Source organism: Kitasatospora sp. NPDC017646 (assembly GCF_044329365.1).
Classification (GTDB): Bacteria; Actinomycetota; Actinomycetes; order Streptomycetales; family Streptomycetaceae; genus Kitasatospora.
Genome location: NZ_JBIRJC010000001.1, coordinates 277,139 through 293,018, shown reverse-complemented (window position 1 = coordinate 293,018; position 15,880 = coordinate 277,139). Strand labels below are relative to the sequence as shown.

Annotated in this window: 18 protein-coding genes and 1 pseudogene; 10 read left to right on the top strand and 9 right to left on the bottom strand. The window is 74.1% G+C overall.

Going from position 1 to position 15,880, the window contains the following annotated elements:
• Positions 1-71: 71 nt before the first annotated feature.
• The 8 genes from ACH4J0_RS01660 to ACH4J0_RS01625 form a co-directional block, all read right to left on the bottom strand.
• A complete protein-coding gene (locus ACH4J0_RS01660) occupies positions 72-2,180 on the bottom strand; it encodes a xanthine dehydrogenase family protein molybdopterin-binding subunit (RefSeq protein ID WP_396235670.1) in 2,109 nt (702 codons plus the stop codon).
• The gene (locus ACH4J0_RS01655; protein WP_396235669.1) at positions 2,177-3,181 is read right to left on the bottom strand and encodes an FAD binding domain-containing protein; all 1,005 of its coding nucleotides are present in this window, start codon (positions 3,179-3,181) and stop codon (positions 2,177-2,179) included. The genes ACH4J0_RS01660 and ACH4J0_RS01655 overlap by 4 nt, the downstream gene beginning before the upstream one ends.
• The gene (locus ACH4J0_RS01650) at positions 3,178-3,750 is read right to left on the bottom strand and encodes a (2Fe-2S)-binding protein (protein WP_396235668.1); all 573 of its coding nucleotides are present in this window, start codon (positions 3,748-3,750) and stop codon (positions 3,178-3,180) included. Before ACH4J0_RS01650 ends, ACH4J0_RS01655 begins: the two co-directional genes overlap by 4 nt.
• Positions 3,751-3,883: 133 nt before the next feature.
• Positions 3,884-5,359 (bottom strand): cytochrome P450, encoded by a 1,476-nt coding sequence (locus ACH4J0_RS01645; RefSeq protein WP_396235667.1) that lies wholly within the window; start codon positions 5,357-5,359, stop codon positions 3,884-3,886.
• A 43-nt stretch (positions 5,360-5,402) separates the two neighbouring features.
• On the bottom strand, positions 5,403-6,020 hold the full coding sequence (locus ACH4J0_RS01640; RefSeq protein WP_396235666.1) for a GTP-binding protein: 618 nt from the start codon (positions 6,018-6,020) through the stop codon (positions 5,403-5,405).
• Entirely contained in the window at positions 6,001-6,363 is a 363-nt protein-coding gene (locus ACH4J0_RS01635) for a DUF742 domain-containing protein (RefSeq protein ID WP_396235665.1), read from the bottom strand. The genes ACH4J0_RS01640 and ACH4J0_RS01635 overlap by 20 nt, the downstream gene beginning before the upstream one ends.
• Positions 6,364-6,438: 75 nt before the next feature.
• Positions 6,439-6,825 (bottom strand): roadblock/LC7 domain-containing protein, encoded by a 387-nt coding sequence (locus ACH4J0_RS01630; protein ID WP_396235932.1) that lies wholly within the window; start codon positions 6,823-6,825, stop codon positions 6,439-6,441.
• A gap of 17 nt (positions 6,826-6,842) precedes the next feature.
• Positions 6,843-8,534 carry an ATP-binding protein gene (locus ACH4J0_RS01625; protein WP_396235664.1) on the bottom strand — a complete coding sequence of 564 codons (1,692 nt, stop codon included), beginning with the start codon at positions 8,532-8,534 and terminating at the stop codon, positions 6,843-6,845.
• Positions 8,535-8,963: 429 nt separating this feature from the next.
• Between ACH4J0_RS01625 and ACH4J0_RS01620 the strand changes: the two genes are divergently transcribed.
• From ACH4J0_RS01620 to ACH4J0_RS01585, 8 genes are all read left to right on the top strand, one after another.
• Complete coding sequence (locus tag ACH4J0_RS01620; protein WP_396235663.1) at positions 8,964-9,899, top strand: class I SAM-dependent methyltransferase; 936 nt, start codon at positions 8,964-8,966, stop codon at positions 9,897-9,899.
• Positions 9,883-10,431 carry a GNAT family N-acetyltransferase gene (locus ACH4J0_RS01615; protein ID WP_396235662.1) on the top strand — a complete coding sequence of 183 codons (549 nt, stop codon included), beginning with the start codon at positions 9,883-9,885 and terminating at the stop codon, positions 10,429-10,431. Before ACH4J0_RS01620 ends, ACH4J0_RS01615 begins: the two co-directional genes overlap by 17 nt.
• A gap of 69 nt (positions 10,432-10,500) precedes the next feature.
• Entirely contained in the window at positions 10,501-10,911 is a 411-nt protein-coding gene (locus ACH4J0_RS01610) for a hypothetical protein (RefSeq protein ID WP_396235661.1), read from the top strand.
• A gap of 15 nt (positions 10,912-10,926) precedes the next feature.
• Positions 10,927-12,069 (top strand): sensor histidine kinase, encoded by a 1,143-nt coding sequence (locus ACH4J0_RS01605; RefSeq protein ID WP_396235660.1) that lies wholly within the window; start codon positions 10,927-10,929, stop codon positions 12,067-12,069.
• Positions 12,066-12,674, top strand: coding sequence for a response regulator (locus ACH4J0_RS01600; protein WP_396235659.1), 609 nt, complete (start codon positions 12,066-12,068; stop codon positions 12,672-12,674). Before ACH4J0_RS01605 ends, ACH4J0_RS01600 begins: the two co-directional genes overlap by 4 nt.
• A 177-nt stretch (positions 12,675-12,851) precedes the next feature.
• Positions 12,852-13,127 carry a hypothetical protein gene (locus tag ACH4J0_RS01595; protein ID WP_396235658.1) on the top strand — a complete coding sequence of 92 codons (276 nt, stop codon included), beginning with the start codon at positions 12,852-12,854 and terminating at the stop codon, positions 13,125-13,127.
• Positions 13,128-13,152: 25 nt separating this feature from the next.
• Complete coding sequence (locus ACH4J0_RS01590) at positions 13,153-13,440, top strand: hypothetical protein (RefSeq protein WP_396235657.1); 288 nt, start codon at positions 13,153-13,155, stop codon at positions 13,438-13,440.
• Positions 13,441-13,482: 42 nt separating this feature from the next.
• The gene (locus ACH4J0_RS01585) at positions 13,483-13,959 is read left to right on the top strand and encodes a hypothetical protein (protein ID WP_396235656.1); all 477 of its coding nucleotides are present in this window, start codon (positions 13,483-13,485) and stop codon (positions 13,957-13,959) included.
• A 159-nt stretch (positions 13,960-14,118) separates the two neighbouring features.
• On the opposite strand, the pseudogene ACH4J0_RS01580 reads toward ACH4J0_RS01585, so the two are convergent.
• Positions 14,119-14,636: pseudogene (locus ACH4J0_RS01580) on the bottom strand (ABC transporter substrate-binding protein); the annotation flags it as partial.
• Positions 14,637-14,700: 64 nt separating this feature from the next.
• On the opposite strand from ACH4J0_RS01580, the gene ACH4J0_RS01575 reads away from it, so the two are divergent.
• On the top strand, positions 14,701-14,865 hold the full coding sequence (locus tag ACH4J0_RS01575) for a hypothetical protein (protein WP_396235655.1): 165 nt from the start codon (positions 14,701-14,703) through the stop codon (positions 14,863-14,865).
• Positions 14,866-15,055: 190 nt separating this feature from the next.
• Positions 15,056-15,880 carry a DUF4389 domain-containing protein gene (locus ACH4J0_RS01570; protein ID WP_396235654.1) on the top strand — a complete coding sequence of 275 codons (825 nt, stop codon included), beginning with the start codon at positions 15,056-15,058 and terminating at the stop codon, positions 15,878-15,880.

The window sequence follows — 15,880 nt, the reverse complement described above, 5'->3', positions numbered from 1 at the left end:
AACCTCGCCGCAGAAGCCGTACGCTGCACGCGGAGGCTGCCATCCGGACCAGTCGGCGGTGGGCGCCGCGGTCACCGCCCGGGCCCGTCCTCCAGCGCGTGCAGGACCTTGTCCAGGGTGATCGGCAGGTCCCGCACCCGCACGCCGCAGGCGTGCCACACCGCGTTCGACACCGCGGCGGCGGTGCCGACGATGCCGATCTCCCCGATGCCCTTGGACCCCACGGCGTTGACGTGGGGGTCGTGTTCGGCGAGCCAGTACGCCTCGATCTCGCCGACGTCCGCGTTGGCCGCGACGTGGTAGTCGGCCAGATCGTGGTTGACGACGTGACCGGTGCGGGGGTCGAGCACGCTGCTCTCGTGCAGGGCCATGGACAGCCCCATGGTCATCCCGCCGATGAACTGCGAGCGCGCCGTGCGCGGGTTGATGATCCGACCCGCCGCGAACACGCCCAGCAGGCGCGGCACGCGCACCTCGCCGGTGTCCAGGTGGACGTGCGCCTCGGCGAACTGCGCCCCGAAGGCGTGCATCGCGTAGCGGTCGTCGGTCGGTCCGACGGAACCGGACGCCTCGGCTCCGTCCGGCGGCTCGCTCCCGTACCTGGCCCGGAAGGCGCCCGCCGCCTCGACCACGGCCGAGCCCCAGGTCGTCATGCCGGAGGAACCCCCGGCCACCGAGGCCATCGGGTAGTCGGTGTCGCCGATGCGCACGTCCATGAGGGCCACCGGCACGCCGAGTGCGTCCGCGGCGATCTGCGCCAGGGTGGTCCAGGTGCCGGTGCCCAGGTCGGCCGCGCCGATCTCGGTGACGTAGCGCTCGCCCTCCCGACGGATCGTCGCCGTCGACTTCGGCATGCGGCTGACCGGGTAGGTCGAGGAGGCGACGCCGGTGCCGACGAGCCAGTCACCGCGGCGGCGCACGCCGGGCCGGGGATCGCGCTCCGACCAGCCGAACCGGACGGCGCCCTCCTGCAGGCACCCGACCAGGTTGCGGCTGGAGAAGGGCTTGCCGGAGCCGGGTTCGACCTCGGGCTCGTTGCGGATCCGCAGTTCGACCGGGTCCGTGCCCAGGCGCTCGGCCAGCTCGTCCATGGCCACTTCGGGGCCGAACATCCCGGGGCACTCGCCGGGGGCGCGCATCCAGGACGGCACCGGGACGTCGAGGGCGGCGAGGCGGTGCGTGGTCCGCCGGTTCGGCGAGGAGTACATCATGCGCGCGGGAACGCCGCTCTGCTCGGCGAACTCCTTGATGCGCGAGGTCAGGCCGACGGCGTCGACGGCGATCGCGGTGATCCTGCCGTCCCGGTCCGCACCGAGGCGGCAGCGCTGGATGGTCGGCGTGCGGTAGCCGGCGAGGGAGAACATCTGCTGCCGGGTCAGGGCCAGCCGCACCGGCCGGCCGGGGACCGCCCGGGCGGCCATGGCGGCCAGGACCACGTTGACGTGCGGCTGCCCCTTGGACCCGAACCCGCCGCCGACGTACGGGCAGACCACCCGCACCCGCTCCTCGTCGAGGCCGAACACCGACGCCAGGGCGGCCCGCGTCGGGTGGACGCCCTGGGTGGAGTCCCACAGGGTCAGGAAGCCGTCGCCCACCGGGTCCCACAAGGCCGCCGTGGCGTGCGGCTCCATCGGGTTGTTGTGGTACATCGCGGTCGTGTACGTCTGCTCGACGCTCACCTCCGCAGCCGCCATCGCGGCATCGACGTCGCCCTCGGCGGTGTCGGTGGGAAGGTCCGGGTTCACCGTCCCGGGCGCGTACAGGTCCTCGCGGTCGGCGCGCAGCTCGGCGTCGTGCGCCTGCTGGGCGTACTCCACCCGGACGAGGGCGGCCGCGTGCCGCGCCACCTCGGAGCTGTCCGCGACGACGAGCGCGACCACCTGGCCGCGGAAGGCGACCTCCTCGTCCTGGAGGACCGCCAGCTCCCGGTCCTCGGTGGACGCCAGCCGCTCCGCCGTGCCGGGAGTGAGCACCGCGAGCACACCGTCGAGTCCTTCGGCGGCGGCGGTGTCCACCGCCGTGACGCGTCCCCGGGCGATCGTGGCCTGGACGGCGTGGAGGTAGGCGGCGTCCGTCAACGGCGTCTCGTAGGCGTACGTGGCGGTGCCCAGGACCTTGACGGCCCCGTCCCGGCGGGGCAGGTCGCGGCCGACGGCCTCGGGTTCGTCGGGGAACGTCATCGGGGGTCCTCTCCCGCCAGGTCGCGGAGGGTGGCGGTCAGGGTGCGGCACAGCAGCGGGATCTTGAAGGCGTTGCCGCCGTCCAGCCCCTCGGCCGGCCGGGCGTCGGCGAGCTCCGCCTCCGCCGCGGCCCGGTAGCTCCGGTCCGACGCAGGGGCGCCCCGCAGGGCCTCCTCGGCCCGGTAGGCGCGCCACGGCGCGTGCGCGACGCCGCCGAACGCGACGCGCGCGTCAACGATCACGCCGTCCTCGACGTCGATCGCCGCGGCCACGCTGACCAGGGCGAACGCGTACGAGGCGCGGTCGCGCACCTTGCGGTAGGCCGATCGGCGGGCGAGGGGCAGCGCCGGCAGCTCGATCGCGGTGATCAGCTCGCCGTGTTCGAGCACCGTGTCGCGCTCGGGGGCGTCGCCGGGCAGCCGGTGCAGTTCGACGAAGGGGATCGTGCGCTCCCCGACCGGGCCCAGCGTCCGCACCCGTGCGTCGAGTGCGGCCATCGCCACGGCCATGTCGGACGGGTGGACCGCGATGCAGTGCTCGGACGCGCCGAGGACCGCGTGGTAGCGGGTCCATCCTCCGGTCGCGGAACAGCCCGAGCCCGGCTCCCGCTTGTTGCACGGCGTCGTGACGTCCTGGAAGTAGACGCAGCGGGTGCGTTGCAGCGGATTGCCTCCGACGGTGGCCATGTTGCGCAACTGCCCCGACGCGCCGGACAGCAGTGCCTGCGACAGCACCGGGAACCGCTCGCGCACCCGCGGGTCGGCGGCGAGTCCACTGTTGCTGACACCCGCGCCGATCCTGAGGGTGCCGTCGCCGAGTTCCTCGATCCCGGCGGGCAGCAGACCGGCGAGGCCGACGACCAGGTCGGGTCCGACGACGCCGAGCTTGAGGTGGTCCACCAGATTGGTACCGCCGCCGAGGAAGACCGCGCCCGGATTCCCGGCGACGCCTCGCACGGCGTCCGCGGCGTCCGTGGGGCTGAAGTAGTCGAAGGGCTTCACCCGGTCACCTCCGGGCCGGCCGTCCGTCCGGCGGGGGACGCCCCGGAGGCCTGGAGCACCGCGGTCACGATGTTGACGTAGGCCGCGCAGCGGCACAGGTTGCCGCTCATCCGCTCGGCCACCTCGGTGCGGTCCAGTCGCGGCGCCCCGGGGCCCTCGGTGACGGCGCTGGGCCAGCCCCTCGCGAACTCGTCGAGCGCCCCGACCGCCGAGACCACCTGCCCCGGGGTGCAGTAGCCGCACTGGAGCGCGTCGCAGTCGATGAAGGCCCGCTGTACCGGATGCAGGCCGCCCTCGGCCCGCTGTCCGTCGGCGGTGACCGGCTCGGCGGCGAGCCCTTCGGCGGTGACCACCTCGGCGCCGTCCTGGGTGACGGCGAGCGTGAGGCAGGCCAGCACGCGCTGCCCGCCGGACAGCACCGTGCACGCGCCGCACTGCCCGTGGTCGCAACCCTTCTTGGGGCTCGTGATCCCGAGCCGTTCCCGCAGGGCGTCGAGCAGCGTCGTGCGCGTGTCGACGGTCAGCCGACGCGCGATACCGTCGACCTGAACGGTGATTTCCCTCTCCATCGCACGAGAGTCCCCGGCCCCGGCCACGCCCACACGGCGCACGGGGCCGCGTCACACCGGCGGCGGCAGGAGGCCGGGCCGGCGCGAAGGGCGGGCGGGGACCGACCGGCCCCGCCCGCGGCGCTGGGCCGGCTCAGCGCCGGAACAGGCCGGTCAGCGCGTCCCACCAGCTGCGACGCTGCGCCGGGACGGTCGCCGCGGCCCCGGTTCCGGTGGCGGCCGCCCGCTGGGTGGCCTCCGGCGCCCGGGCGGCGAGCTCGCGCTCCTCGGCTGCCCGGCCCTCCGCCGCCCGCGCCGCCTCGGCGACCGACTCCGGGTCGGGCTCGATCTCGTGGGCGGTGAACTCCACCGGCAGCGCGGTGAGGTGGCGGGAGATCCAGGCCGAGCTCCAGGTCAGCTCCTCCTCGGGGACGGCGAGTCGCAGGTCGGGGAGCAGGGTGAGCAGGATGTCGATCCCGGCCTCGGCGACGTGCCGGCCGATGTCCTGTCCGGGGCACTCGTGCGGGCCGGCGCCGAAGGAGAGGTGCGAGCGGTTGCCGTACAGCGGGGTGGTCAGGTCGGGCCGGACTACCGGGTCGACGTTGCCCGCCGCGAGGCCGAGCAGCAGCAGGTCCCCGGCCCGGATCTGCTGGCCGCCGAGCTCGGTGTCGGCGGTGGCCCAGCGTCCGGCGACGAGGGACATCGGCGGGGAGTCCCAGAGCACCTGGTCCAGCGCCTCGCCCAGGGTCATCTGGCCCCCGGACAGGTGGGCGCGGAAGCGCGGGTCGGTGAGGACCATCTTCAGCGAGTCGGCGATCAGGTTGACGGTCGTCTCGTTGGCGGCCAGCAGCACCACCCGCAGGTGCTCCATGACCTCGTCGTCGCTCAGCCCGGCCGGGTGGGCGAGCAGCCGGCTGGTCAGGTCGTCGCCGGGGCTGTCGTGCTTGATCGCGATGGTGCGGCGCAGGCTCGCCACCACGTACTCGTTGCTGGCGATCGCCGTCTCGGTGCCCTTCATCAGGTCCCGCGCGGCCTCGACGAGTTGGGGCCCGTACTCGTCGGGCATGCCGAGCAGCTTGGTCATCACCAGCATCGGCAGGTGCTCGGCGAACTGGGTGATCAGCTCGGCCCGGCCGGTCGGCCCGACCACCTGGACCAGGTCGGTGGTGAAGCGGCGGACGTGGCGTCGGATGCCGCGGCGGTCGAAGCCGTTGAGGCCGTCCAGCAGGGCGGTGCGCAACCGGCGGTGCTCCTCGCCGTCGGCGAACACGCAGATCGGCTGCCAGGCGACCACCGGCAGCAGCGGGGAGTCGGCGGGGATCTCGTCGTTGCGGAAGGCGTTCCACAGCCGCGAGTCGCGGGAGAAGAGCGAGGGGGTGCGCATCGCGGTGATGTTGGCGCCGTGGCCGAGGACCAGCCAGGCCTGGTGGTCGCCGTGCAGCAGCACCGGGGCGACGTCGCCGTGCTCGGCGCGCAGCTTCTCGTACAGGGCCGCCGGGTCAGCCTCGGCCTCGGGGCCGTACAGCCGGCGCAGGCCGCCGGGGCCGATCGGTTCGACGGCGCGCCCGTGGGCGGGGCAGCCGGGCGGCGGGACGGGGGCGGCGGCGTCGTCGGGGAACGGGGTGGTCACTGGGTCTCCGGTCGCGAGGTTCGGACGGGGTACGGCAGGGGGGTCAGCCGGCGGGTGGTGCGGCCAGTTCGTACAGGTAGTGCATGAGCGTCATCAGGAGGTCCCGGCTGGATCGGCGGCTGCGCGCGTCGCAGGCGACGATCGGCACCTCGGGCGGCAGGTCGAGCGCCTGCCGCAGCTCGTCGAGCGGGTAACTCGGCGCCTCGGGAAAGCCGTTGACGGCGACCACGAAGGGCACGCCGCGGTCCTCCAGGCGTCCGATCACCTCGAAGCTGACCTCCAGCCGGCGGGTGTCCACCAGCACGACGGCGCCGAGCGCGCCCTCGAACAGGCCGTTCCAGAGGAACCAGAACCGCTCCTGGCCGGGGGTGCCGAAGACGTACAGCACGAGCTTGTCGCTGATGCTGATCCGGCCGAAATCCATGGCCACCGTGGTGGAGGTCTTGCGCTCGACCCCGGTCGGGTCGTCCACGCCCACCCCGGCCTGGGTCATGGTCTCCTCGGTGGTCAGCGGGCGGATCTCGCTGACGGCACCGACCAAGGTGGTCTTGCCGACGCCGAAGCCGCCGACGATCACCACCTTGACCGCCGTGGTGACGGTGTCCGGCAGCAGGTCCGCGCTCGCCGGTCCGACGACCGTGTCAGAGCCGCTGAAGTCCATGGATCACCGCCTCCAACAGGGCACGGTCGGGGAGTTCCGCCGCTCGACGACGGGCGGCGCGGGCCTCGATCCGCCCGTCGTCGAGCAGGTCCGCCAGCAGGACGGTGACCACGCTCGTGGGCAGTTCGAGGTAGGCGGAGACCTCCGCCACCGAGAGCGGCGAGCGGCACAGCCGCAGGATCGCCGCGTGCTCGGGCTGCATGGCGGGGGTCGGTTCCGCGAGGGAGACGATCAGGGTGACCAGGTCGAAGACGCCCGGCCCGGAGGGGCCGCTGCGACCGCGGGTGATCACGTACAGGCGATCGGGCTCGGGTCCGTCCCAGCTGCCCTGGTCGGCGGTCATGTCACCGCCTCACTGTGCTCGTTCATGTGCCCGCCCGGGCGCCGGGGGCGCCATTGGACGTCACGGCCGGGCGGTTCACGCGACCACCTCCGGATTGCGCGGCGGCGCGGACAGGTGCTCGCCGATCCGGTCCACCAGGTCGCGCATCTGGTGGCTGACCAGACCGGCGTCCACTCCCTCGTCGGCGAGCACCGCGAGGTAGGCGCGCTCACCGGCCGACATCAGGTAGAAGTAGCCGCCGTCCACCTCGATGACGACCAGCTTCATCGCGCCGTTGCCGTGCGGGAACTCGTGCCCGACGGCGGCGGCCAGGCTCTGCAGTCCGGCGCAGGCGGCGGCCAGCCGGTCGGCGGTGTCCGGGTCGGCGCCGTACTGGGCGATCCGCAGGCCGTCGGCGGAGAGCACGATGACGTGGCGCACGTACGGGACGCTGTGTGCGAGGTCGTTGAGGATCCAGTCCATGTTGCTGCGGTGCGGAATCACTGCTCGCCTTTCCCTGCCGTCTCTTCACTGGTCTGTCCGGCGCTGCTCGGTGCGGTGCTGCTGGTTCCGGTGGTGGCGCTGTCACCCGAGCCGTTGCCGCTGCCGCCGGTGCCCTTGTAGCCCTCCATGAACGCCTCCAGCCACAGGCCGGGCTGCTTCTTGGGGCGGGGTGCCGGGGCGGCCGGTCCCGCCGCGGGACCGGCGGTCGGGCCGCTGGGCTGCGCGCTGCTGCGGGCGGCGGCGGAGAAGACGGCCCGGCCGGTGGGACGGCTGCGGCGGCGCTGCGGCAGGCCGTTGGCGGTGCGCTCGGTGACGATCACCTCGTCGTCCCCGTTCCCCGGGCCGGACGGCCCCCACGGGTTGGTCGAACCGAAGGACGGTCCGACGCCGGCCGTCTGCCCGAGGCCGGCGGACTGCCCCAGCCCGGCGGCCGGGGCAGTCCGGGCGCCCCAGGGCCGGGCGGGGGCGGCGTGCCGGGGCGGGTTCGCAGGCAGCGGCCGCGGGCCCGAGAAGGCGCCGATGCCGTGCGCCCGCCCGGTCGGGGGAGCGGTGGTGAGCAACTCCTGGGGCACCACCAGCACCGCGCGTACGCCGCCGTAAGCGGAGCGGCGCAGCGACACCTGGAAGCCGTACGCCTGGCAGAGCCGGCCGAGGATGGCGAAACCCAGCCGGGGGGACTCGGTGAGGTCGTCGAAGTCCTTGGAGACCATGGCCTCGCGCATCGAGCGCTCGGCCCGGGCGCGGGCCTCGTCGGTGAGTCCGAGGCCGCCGTCCTCGACCTCGATCGCGATCCCGCTCTGCACCTCGGAGGCGCTCAGGTGGACGTGGGTGTGCGGCGGGGAGTAGCGGGTCGCGTTGTCGAGCAGCTCGGCCACCGCGTGGATCAGGGGTTCGACGGCGGGGCCGGTGACCGAGATCTGGGCCACCGGGTGCAGGTCGACCCGCTGGTACTCGAGGATCCGGGACATCCCGCCGCGCAGCACGCTGTAGAGGGCGATCGGGCGGGTCCACTGGCGGCCGGGACGGGCGCCCGAGAGGACGGCGATGGAGTCGGCGAGGCGGCCGACCAGGGCGTTGCCGTGGTCCAGGCGCAGCAGGTCGTCGAAGACCGCCGGGTCGTTGCCGTGCCGGTCCTCCATCTCCCGCAGGTCCTTGGCCTGGCGGTGGATGATCGCCTGGACCCGGCGGGCCAGGTTGACGAAGGCGCGCTCGGCGGAGTCGCGCCGGCTGACCTCGTCGTCGACGGCCTGGGCGATGCCGCGCACCACCAGCTCCAGCGAGTGGCGGAACTTCCGTGACAGCAGCGGGTTCGGGCGCTGGAAGGGCTGGAGCAGCACGTCGATGGACGAGCCGTACCGGGCGCCGCCGACCAGTCGGCGCAGCTCGCCGGCGGCCATCCGCTCGATCTCGTCCTCCTGCCCGGCCAGCTTGCGCTGCAACTCGTCGATCCGCCGGGTGTGTTCGTCGCGCAGCTCGGCGAGGGCCCGGCCGCGGCGGGCGGATTCGGCGGCCACCACGGCGACCAGCACGGTGGCCGTCGCCCCGCACCACAGCAGTTGGGCCCTGGCTCCGGCCGACACCACCACCGCGGCGACCCCCACTGCGGCCGCCATCACGGCCGTGGGCAGCAGCCAGCCGAGCAGGGGCGCGGGGCGCCGTCTGGCGGGTGACGATCCAGCTCGAAGCATTCGGCATCCTCAAACGATCGGAACAGAACGGGGACGGGCGACGACCGGCTCCGGAGGCGTGGTGCTGCAGCATAGCCAAGTTCAGGACAAGCCTGACCGAAACTCAAAATTACTGTCGGTCAACCGACTTGTGGCAACTTGCCGGACATGCCGGACATCTCGCACGCCAGTCGGAGTCCGGGTCGGCGGCGCCCGGCCCCTAAGGCTTCTCGCCCGGCCGCGCCCGCACAGGGAACCCGGCCCGGATTCGCTCGTGCGAAGGGTTTCCGGTCCAAGTCGCCGCGAACGGAAGCGAGTTCGTGCTACAGGCGGGGCGCGAGGCCCGTTCGTCACTCCTGTGGGGGATGAGACGGCGTGGCGCAACATCTGTTGCTCATCAGGGCAATGGTTGTTGACGGTTCGTGCGCGCGGTCCCTAGAGTGCGGGCCCATGGACATGAACGATCTGGGTAGCCGGGTGGCGGCCGACGTGACCGGCGCGGGCGGGCTGGACGGCCTGCACCGGCTCTCGGGGGTGATCGAGGCGCTGGAGGAACGGCGCACCGACCTGGTGGAGGAACTGCGCCGCGGCCGGGAGGCGACCTGGGAGGAGATCGGCCGGGCCTGCGGGATGACCAGGCAGGGCGCGACCCGGCGCTGGTCCGGCCGGTTGCAGGCCCGTTCCTTCGGCCTCGCCGCCGCCTCCTACCAGCACGGCCGGCCCGGCTACCCGCAGGCGCTGATCGGCTCGGCGGTGCCCCGCGAGGCCCGCCGGGTGCTCGATCTGGGCGCCGGGACGGGCAAGTTGACCGCTCTGCTGGTCGACGCCGGACTGGACGTGGTCGCGGTGGAGCCCGACGAGGGCATGCGCGACCGGCTCGCCGCCGCCGTACCGAAGGCGGCGGTCCGGGCCGGCTCGGCCGAGCGCATTCCGCTCCCCGACGCCGGCGTGGACGCGGTGGTGGTCGCCCAGGCCTGGCACTGGTTCGACCAGGCGGCGGCCGTACCGGAGATCGCCCGGGTGCTCGCCCCCGGCGGCACCCTCGCCCTGGTGTGGAACGTCCGGGACGAGACCGAGCCCTGGGCCGCCGCCCTCGGCGCGCTGATGCACCGTTCGACCCGGCAGCAGATCGACACCGCACCCGTGCTGCCCGCCCCGTTCGGCGCGCCCGAGCGGCTGGAGATCCGCTGGGAGCACTCCACCACCCCGGCCGGAATCATCGACCTGGTCGCCTCCCGCAGCTACGTCATCGCCATGCCCGAAGCCGAGCGCGCCCGGCTGCTGGCCGACGTCGAGCACCTGCTCGCCACCCACCCCGGCCTGGCCGGGCGGGAGGAGATCGCCATGCCCTACCTGACCCGGTGCACCCGTGTCCGCCTCGGCTGAGCCCGCCGCCCTCATCCGCCGCCTCGGCGTCGCGGACGCCGAACCGTACCGGGCCTTCCGGCTCGCCGCCCTGCGCGGGACGCCGAGCGCCTTCACCTCCGGCTACGCGGAGGAGCGGGCCAAACCGATCACCGACACGATCCGGCGGTTGGCCGAGGCCGAGCACGGGCCGGGCGTCCTGTTGGGGGCCTTCGGCGACGACGGCGCCCTGGTCGGCACCGCCGGACTGCGGGTGAAGCAGCGCAGCCAGGAACGGCACAAGGCCACCCTGTACGGCATGGCGGTCGCGGGCCCGGCCGGCGGCCGGGGGATCGGCGGTGCGCTGGTGGACCGGGCGCTCGCGGTCGCCGCCGACGACGCGCGGCTGCGGCAGGTGCTGCTGACCGTCTCCGAGGGCAACGAACCGGCCCTGCGCCTCTACACCTCCCGCGGCTTCGAGGTGTGGGGCCGCGAGCCCCGGGCCGTCCTGGTGGACGGGCGGGCGGTCGCGAAGCTGCACATGGTGCGGCTGCTGCCCGAGCCGACGGGCTGACAATTGTCATGGTGCGGGGGTGTGGCAGCACACTGCCGCCCACCCCCGCCCCGCGGCCACGATGAGGGCATGACCTCCACCGACCTGCACTCCGACGCCCGTCGGGCCTTCCGCACCGTACGGCGGCTCGTGCTCGCCTACCTCGGCCTCAGCGCCCTCACCCTGGTCGCCGCCTTCGCCCTCCGCGACCACACCGACCTGATCACCCCGGCGGTGTGGGTCCGCGGCACGATCGTCCTGGCCGGCGCCGCCGTCGCCCTGCTGCTCACCGTCCGCGCGGCCCGCGGCTCCCGCGGCGCCTTCCGACGGCTGCGGATCGTCTCCGGCGCCATGCTGGTCGCGATTGCTGCGATCATCGCGGTGCCGGGGGTCTTCCCCGTCTGGATGAAGATCGAGCAGGGCCTGTGCGGCCTCGCCCTGCTGGGGGTGGCCGTGGTGCTCAACGGGCGGCAGCTGCGCACGCTGTTCGCCCGGCCCTGAGGAGGGGGCGCAAGAGTGACCGACCTCGACCGTGAGAACGCGCCACCCCTCGCCCACAGCTGGGCGGGCGGCTGGCGGCGGATCATGCTGGGCACCGGGATGCTGGTCTTCCCGACGCTCACCGCGGTGGCCGTGAGCGGCGACGTCGGCGGGTCCGCAGCGGTCGCCGGGTTCGCCGTGGTCATCGCGTTCTGCCTCTGCTACGTGCTCCTCGCGCTCGCCCTCGGGCCCGAGCGGCGCAGCTTCGTCAAACCGCTGCTGGCGGTGATGACCGTCCTGTTCCTGGCCTCGCTGCCGTTCGCCCACGCGGACGCCTTCTACCTCGCCACCGTGATCGTCTCCGTGGTCGTGGTGCTGTGGCGGCAGCACACCCTCAGGGCGGTCGCCGCCGGGACGCTCGCCGCCCTGCTGGTGCCCTGGGCGGTGCCCGCCTGGCACACCGGGCCCGGGGGGTTCCAGGCGCTGGCCCTGCTGTTCACCTCGCTCACCTGCGGCGCCTTCGCCGAGATCGCCGACACCAACCGGGCCCTGGTCGCCGCCCGGGCCGAGGTCGCGCGCCTCGCCTCCGAGGCCGAGCGCAACCGGATCGCCCGCGACCTGCACGACCTGCTGGGTCACTCGCTCACCGCGATCACCGTCAAGTCCCGCCTGGCCCAACGGCTGGCCCCCAAGGACCTGGACCAGGCAGTGGCGGAGATGACGGCCGTGGAGTCGCTCTCCCGCCAGGCCCTGACCGACGTGCGCGCCGCCGTCACCGGCTACCGCGAGGTCACCATCGCCGGCGAGCTCGCCCGCGGCCGTGAACTGCTGCGTGCCGCCGGGGTGGTGGCCGACCTGCCCAAGGCGGCGGACGCGGTCGGGCCAGAGCACCGTGAACTGTTCGGCTGGGTGGTGCGCGAGGGCATCACCAACGTCGTCCGGCACGCCCGGGCGTCGCGCTGCTCGGTGCTGCTGACCGCCACCTCGGTGGAGATCCGCGACGACGGCCCGGGCGGTGGGGGTCTCGGCCTCATCGGTGCGGGCAAGGGCCTCACCGGGCTGAGGGAACGGGTAGCGGCGGCGGGCGGTACGGTCGACGCCGGCCCGCTCGACCCGCGCGGGTGGCGACTGCTGGTCACCGTCCGGCAGGCCGACTCGCGCTCCGGAGGGACGACATGACGATCCGCCTGCTGCTCGCGGAGGACCAGGAGCTGGTCCGCACCGCGCTGCGCGCCCTGCTCGACCTGGAGGACGACTTCGAGGTCGTCGCCGCCGTGGGACGCGGCGACCAGGTGGTCGAGGCCGCCCGCGAGCACCGGCCGGACGTCGCCCTGCTGGACATCGAGATGCCCGGCCTGGACGGCCTGGCGGCCGCCGCCGTACTCGCTCAGCAGGTCCCCGGCTGCCAGGTGGTCATCCTCACCACCTTCGGTCGCGCCGGCTACCTGCGCCGCGCCATGGAGGCGGGAGCGCTCGGCTTCGTGGTCAAGGACGCCCCGGCCGAGGTGCTCGCCGACGCCGTCCGCCGGGTCGCGGTGGGGGAGCGGGTGGTCGACCCGGAACTCGCCGCCGCCACCCTCGCCGCCGGCGCCTCCCCGCTCACCGCCCGTGAGCGCGACGTCCTCGACGCCTCCCGCTCCGGCGCCGGGGTCGCCGAGATCGCCGCGAAGCTCTACCTCTCCGAGGGCACCGTCCGCAACTACTTCTCCTCCGCCATCGCCAAGACCGGCACCCGCAACCGCACCGAGGCCCTGCGCACGGCCGACGAGCGCGGCTGGCTGTAGGGCCCGGCTCCGAGCTCGAAGGCGGGCGGCTCGGGCGTCGTGCGTTTCGGCTTCCCCCGACCGGTTAGACGCACGGGGCCGAGGGAGGAGCAGCGGCCGCGCGGCCCGCCGCGGCGGGGCCGGCGCCGGAGCCCGCGCTCCCGTACGGCGTCCGACGGACCCCCGGAGGAGGAGGGCATGACCGGCTCGCACAGCCAGGAGGACCGTGGCGAGCCGACGGTCCAGCGTTTCGCGGCCGGCTCGTTCGCCGGGCTGTTCGCGGTGACGGCGGTGGTGTTGGCGGTTCTGGCCGCCGTCCTCCCCGTCGACGGGACGACGACGGGCTACTGTGCACTCGCGGCCCTCCTGTTCGCACTGCTCGCGGTCGGCACGGTCGTCGAGCGGGTGGTCGTGCGCCGCCGCCGTGAGGATCGCCCGCGGCACGGCGGAGGACCACCGGTGCGAGACTCGTAGGGGGACGGAGCGAAGGACGGGACACATGACTGGGGACATCGGGATCGAAGCGCTGGGTGACCACGAGTACCTGGTGAGCTTCCCCACCGCCGGCGAGGCGGTGCTCGCCCGCTTCCAGGCCAGCGAGGCGACCTTGGAACGGCTGAGCCCGGACCGCGCCGACGAGCAGCGGATCGTCGCGGAGACCGCCGTCTACCTCTCCGAGCGCCAGCAGACGGCGGACCTCCCGCCGATGATCGACCTCGACGACGTCGCCGCCGCGTACGGTGACGACTACCTGGAGGAGCTCGGACGCCGTCTCAACGCCCGGTGATCCGGTCTCGGGCGGGCGGCGGGCGCGGCTCCGGGGACAGTCATGGCTGACGGAACGGGCGACGGTGCGACCCGGGGGCCGGTGGTGTGGGCGATGGCCGTCCGCGAGGCGGTGCAGGGCCCACCGGTCGCGGAACTGATCGTCGAGGTCGGGGTGAACCTGCACGCCGACCTGGTGGAGGCCGCCGTCGACAGCGGCTTCACGGTCGCGGCCGGTGAACCCCCGGCGACGACCGGCGTCATCGAGGTCGGCGACGGCCGGGTGGAGCGGCTCCTGCTGGTCGGCGGCCGCCAGGGCTGGGAACCGGGCTCACGGGTCGAGGTGTCGCCGCGCTGGCTGGCCGCGGCCGAGGGGCGGGGTGAGGCCGTGGTGGTCGTCGTCCCGCCGCAGGACTGGCCGCTCGGGCCCACCGACGAGGATCTCGGGGCGCGGGTCGGCACGTTCACCCGGTGGGTCGAGGAGCAACGGGTGGCCGGCCGGGTGCTGCACGGGGCGGTCTCGGTGCGCGGCTGGGCGTGAACGGGCTCAGCCGGTGCCCTGGCCGCGCGTCAGTGTCGAGGGCACCTGCGGGCCGACCCGCTTCTCCCGATCGCCCGGCATCAGCGTGTGGCAGTGGGCCTGGCCGCCGGTCCAGGTCGTCGACCGGGATCCGGCGGCACCCGAACACTTCCGGGTCCTGCGCTTCCGCTCGGTGCCGGCGGTGCGCAGCACCTCGGCGAGCACGGTGACGGCGTCGTAGCCCTCGAAGGCGACGAAGGACGGCGCCTGGCCCAGGTGCTCGCGAAGGGCCGCGCCGACCCGCGCGCCGAGCGGCCCGAGTCGCTCCGGCAGGTAGCGCAGGAAGGGGATGCCCGAACCGTCGCCGCCCAACTGTGCCGTCCACTCGGCGAATTCGGGCTGCCCCGCCGGAGCGCCGATCAGGACGTCGGCGAGGCGCTGGTCGTCGCGGACGGACCTGACGATCGGTACGACGGGCTCCGGGTGGCCGACCAGGAGGAGCAGGGTGGTCGCGCGGTGCCGGACGAGCTCCTCGCACAGGCCGGTGGGGAGAGGGCACCGGTGTCGAGTTCGACGACCGTGCCGCCGTGCGGGCCGAGGTGGTCCCGCAGGACGCGGGCCCCGGCGGCCCAGTAGACGCTCGGCTGGGTCGCCACGGCGATGCGGCGGTGGCCCGCGGCGAGCAGGAAGTCCGCGTAGGGTCCCCGTGTTCGCCGCGCCCCCGGTGGGCGTCCGGGCGCGCCGTACTGGCCTCCCTACCCGGTGCCGGCGCCCCAGCCGCGCAACGGCCTGGGCGTCGCGGCGATGGTGCTCGGGATCGTCGGCACCGTTCTCAGCCTCGCCGTCACCCTGTTCCGGCTCTCCTGGCTTCCTGCCGTGCTCGCCCTGATCTGCAAGAACGTCGTCTGGACCGGTGCCCCCAGCTGACCCGGCGTCCGGGACCCCTACCCGGCCCGGGCCCGGCCGACCGGTCGAGCCCGGCCCGTGGCGTGACCCGTGCGGCGCAGCACGGCGCGCGGAGCGGGCGGGGTGCTGCGATCTTCGGAAGGCACCCGGCCGCGCCCGATCGCCGTGCCCGATCGCCGGGTCCCGTCGTTCCGAGACCGTGGAGGCCCGGATGTGGCAGGCTCCCCCCGCCCCCGCCCCCGTCAGCCGTGAGTGGCTTCCGGTGCTGGACATGCCGGCGTCCGGCCCGCAGTACCGGTTGACGGTGCTGCTGCGCATCCTGCTGCTGATCCCGCAGTTCGTGGTGGTGTGGGTTCTGTCGGTGGTGGCGTTCGTCGTCACCGTCATCGGCTGGTTCGGCGCGCTGGTGCTCGGCCGGCTGCCCGGCTTCGTGGCGGACTACCTGACCGCGTACCTCCCGTACGACACCCGGGTCACCGCTTACCTGATGCTCACCGTGGACCGCTATCCGCCGTTCCGGTTCCAGGTCCCGGAGTACCCGGTGCAGGTCGGGCTGCGCCCGGGCCCCCTGAACCGGCTCGCCGTCCTGTTCCGCATCATCCTGGTCATTCCGGCATCGATCGTGCAGGGCCTCGTGAACGCGGGGTGGTGGGTGGTGGCGTTCGTCATCTGGCTGGTGGTGCTGGCCCTCGGCCGGATGCCGCAGCCGCTGTACGAGGCGACCACGGCGATCGTGCGCTACCGGATGCGCTTCATCGCCTATCTGGTGATGCTCACCTCGGCCTATCCCAAGCGGCTGTTCGGCGAGGAGCCGGGCAGCGAGCCCGAGCCGGCGTCGGCCACCCGCCCGCTGGTGCTGAGCGGCGCCGGGCGCGGTCTGCTCGTCCTGTTCCTGCTCCTCGGCCTGGTGTCCTGGGCGACGAGTTCCGTCACCGCCTCGGTGAACTCCGGCGACGACAACGACGACGACAACGGCACCAACCCGACCGAGCACGTCATGGCTCCGCTCGTGCCGGGCCCCGCCACTCAGGGCTGA